Origin of the sequence: Mesorhizobium sp. M7A.F.Ca.CA.004.06.1.1, assembly GCF_003999135.1 — a bacterium.
GTDB lineage: Bacteria > Pseudomonadota > Alphaproteobacteria > Rhizobiales > Rhizobiaceae > Mesorhizobium.
This window is the reverse complement of sequence record NZ_RZPQ01000608.1, coordinates 1-3,622: the sequence shown is the minus strand read 5'-3', so window position 1 is coordinate 3,622 and position 3,622 is coordinate 1. Positions and strand designations below refer to the sequence as shown.

The following is a 3,622-nucleotide window of genomic DNA, read 5'->3' as shown; positions in this document are numbered from 1 at the left end:
CCACCCGGTGACGGTCGATGGGGCAATTCGCTTCAGTCGATGACGGAAACCCGGTGAACCGATGCTGAGGCCCCGACGCGATCGTCTATTTCCTATGATCTGCGATTGAGGTCGAGGTGTTGCCGCTTTCAGCGGGTAAGATGCGATAGACGACTTCCGGTACCCTTCCGGTCAGCGAAAAGGAAGGCAACGAGCCGCATTGCCTCAAGCAAAATGTTACCAATAGTGTCCTGTTCCAAAGGGGATGGACAGGTCGTGCCATTCCGGTTCGGGGGAAGGATGGCGCGGCTCAGCATGGCGACACGGTGAAGCGGCGATCGTGGAGCTTTATTGCGGCGTTGACAAGCGGCGCATTCTGGATGAGTTCGAGGCGGTAACCGGCTATTATTCGCAAGCGCGCGATCCGTCTTATGAACCGTCGTGAGCAGAGGCCGTCTGCGGGCAAGAGCCGCAGCCGCTGTTACGGCAGCGATGTCCGCGACGCGCTCATCGTGTTGTGGGAGGATTCGGAGCGGCTGGGTCCGCATCGACGCTCGCGGCGGCCAGCGCCGCCGGGCAGGAATGAGTTCGCAGTTCGCCGCTCGGTGCCAGCCCGCACCTTCGGCGATTGGAAAGATCCGCCGCCCGGCTTTGTTGAGCGCATTCGGGCACGTCTTCGTCAGGGAGCTTCGTGCAGACGATAGTGCTGACCGGATTGCCGCCGGCTGGACCGATTGCATTCCGCTCCGCACGCGCGACAGCGGCAATGTGATCATGGCGATCAAGCAGGCCCGCTCCCGGTTTCGCTGACCCTGTGCTGCTGTTTGCCGGCATCCGCCCGCACAGGAAGAGCTTGTAAAAGCGGTCGGTGCGGAAATCGAGGAGCCGTTGGTCGTCGATCTTCAGCCTGAACGCGGTCGTTTGCTGGTGCCGCAAATCGGCTGTTGCATGTACATCCCTGTCAGACGTCAGTTTTCCTCGCCTATTTTGGTGTCGAGCGCGAAGTGCTCCAACCAGATTGCAAGGCTTTTTGGAAATGAGAGCGGCTTTGCGCAGGGCGCTCCGTTGTTGAGCATTCAAGCTACCAAGCCAATGACGCGCAGGTTCCACCAGGCTCGCCAGCCTTGAAGGACAGCGAAAAAAGCAGAGCACGACAGACACAACAGTGCATCAGGACGCCGCAGTCGTTGAAGATGGTGCGCTGCATCCATACCGTGGATGCATTCGATCCAAATAATCGATTTGTTCAATCAGTTTCTCGAAAGCTAACCCTACCCTCTGTGGGAATCGGGCTCTGAGCCGCGACGCTGCCTTGCGAGCGCAGGGGCTGCACGTAGGAGAGATGATGCAACGAGAAATCGCACGCGGGTTGCTGGCCTCGTGGGTTCGCCGACCGGCGTATTTGAGCCCGTCAGTTGGTCCTCACCCGCGCCTATTGCCACCGAGCGACTTGCATGTCCCTCCGACTCGGACCAGTTCCGAGAGCTGCGACGAGTTGCGCGCCGTGTGCTCCGATCAGATGGCCGCCGGTGACGCGTTCGATGGGCCGTCCCTCTTCGAGAGGAGATGAAATGCGAACGCTGCTCGTGGATCATCATGCGGATCTTGCGCGCGCCATGCGACTTGCGCTCGGGGATGGCGGCTTCGTCGTTGATGTCGTTGGTACTCTGGAACTGGCTTCGAGTGCATTTTCTTGCGCCAGCTATGAAATTCTCCTGCTGGAATTGGCTCTGCCAGATGGCGATGGCTTGGGTTGGCTGAGGCAGTTGAGGACCCACGGGCATTCAGTTCCTGCCGTCATTATGAGCAGCCTTAACGATCTCGATAAGCGAATTGCGATCTTCAACGGTGGTGCGGACGACTTTCTGCTCAAACCCATCTCTACCGATGAGCTTATTGCCAGAATGAGAGCCATTCTGCGCCGGGCGACACAGATGACCGACCTGAGGCTCGTATTTGGCAATCTCGACTTTGATCCGGTCGCCCGCCAGGTTTTCGTTGATGGGCACCCAATGATGATCGCACGTCGCGAACTCTGTGTTCTAGAGCACCTGCTTAACCGGGCAGGCCGCATCGTGCCCCGTGCGCAATTGGAAGATCACCTCTATTCATTCAACGACGACGTGTCTGCCAACGCGCTTGAAGTCGGAATTTATCGTTTACGGGGACATCTGACCAGATCAGGTGCAACGCCACGGATCAAGACCATCCGAGGCATTGGTTACATCCTAGAATTGACTGACGCCTCGTCCGCATAGTTTGTCGAATCGAAAGAAGATCTATTTTGCTGATCCTTCAACATCCTTGCGCTGCGCTCAATTGGCGGGCGATCGCCAACAAGGTTACAAGACCTGCAGTGCCCCGTTACCTGGGCCATCTCCTCTGCGCGCTTATTGTGACTTTCCCACTTGGTGTCGCGGCGCAAAACAAGCAGGACAAAGGCCCGCCGCATGCGGCTTCGAATAGCATCAACGCCACGCTGACCCTTTCCTCTTCGCTCGGGGAGACCGTTCATCTGCCCGGGCCAGCCACGACCATCTTTGTTGCTGACCCCACGATCGCGGATTTTCAGGCGCCATCGAGCAAAACAATCTTCGTCTTTGGCAAGAAATCGGGGCGGACCAGCCTATTCGCCTTGGATGGCAATGGCGAGCCTCTCGCCGAATTGCGTATCGTTGTCACGCAACCGATCGGGGATTTACGCGCCATGTTGCGGGAGCAGGTCGGCGACTATCCCATCCGCGTCAACTATACGCCGCGCGGCGCAATCCTTAGCGGGACGGCGCCCGACGCAGAGGTCGCCGACACCGCAAAAAGAGTCACTGAGCAATATCTGGGCGACGGAGCGCAAGTCGTCAACAACATCAAGGTCGCTGGATCCCTGCAAGTTAACCTCAGCGTGCGCGTAGCCGAAGTCTCACGCAGCGCCATGAAGTCACTCGGCGTCAACTTGTCCGCCTTCGGTCAAATCGGCAATTTCAAAGTGGGCGTTCTAAGCGGAAGCGCTGCAAGCGCTGGGTCTGGTTCAACCCAGGGTGGCGGTACAGCAGAAATCGGATTCGACAACGGTGCCGTCAACGTCAGCGCGGTTCTCGACGCGCTCGCCAAGGAGCATATAGCTTCCGTCCTGGCTGAGCCGAACCTCACCGCTATGTCGGGTGAAAAGGCCAGCTTTCTCGCGGGCGGCGAATTTCCCATTCCTGTCCTGCAGGAAAACAGGCAGGTATCGGTTGAATTCCGTCACTTCGGCGTCAGTCTGGAATTTGTGCCGACAGTTCTCAGCAACAATCAAATCAACATTCACGTAACGCCCGAAGTCAGTGAACTGTCGACGCAAGGTGCCGTGCAAATCAACGGAATTTCCGTGCCGGCAGTTTCCACGCGCCGAGCCGATACGGTCGTCGAACTCGCCAGCGGCCAGAGCTTCGCAATCGGCGGTCTAATCAGGCGGAACGTCAACAATGATGTCAGGGCCTTTCCCTGGCTCGGAGAACTGGCGATCCTGGGACCGCTTTTTCGCTCGACCTCGTTTCAAAAAGAGGAGTCAGAACTGGTCATTCTAGTTACGCCTTACATTGTAAGACCAGGCTCCAACCCAAACCAGATGAGCGCACCGACCGAGCGGGCGGCACCGGCTTTGAAC

2 protein-coding genes and 1 pseudogene are annotated in these 3,622 nt (G+C 58.0%); all 3 read left to right on the top strand.

The window, feature by feature from the left end:
* Window positions 1-569: 569 nt before the first annotated feature.
* Window positions 570-738, top strand: a pseudogene (locus EN906_RS38510) (transposase); the annotation flags it as partial.
* A gap of 812 nt (window positions 739-1,550) precedes the next feature.
* Window positions 1,551-2,237, top strand: coding sequence for a response regulator transcription factor (locus tag EN906_RS26750; RefSeq protein ID WP_063169262.1), 687 nt, complete (start codon window positions 1,551-1,553; stop codon window positions 2,235-2,237).
* Between the two features lie 71 nt (window positions 2,238-2,308).
* Window positions 2,309-3,622, top strand: a 1,314-nt coding sequence (locus tag EN906_RS26745; RefSeq protein WP_245484340.1) for a type II and III secretion system protein family protein, incomplete at its 3' end; no start/stop codon positions are given.

Bases quoted from the DNA above. Each gene is read 5' to 3' on its own strand.
- EN906_RS26750 (WP_063169262.1), top strand. From the start codon at position 1,551: ATGCGAACGCTGCTCGTGGATCATCATGCGGATCTTGCGCGCGCCATG.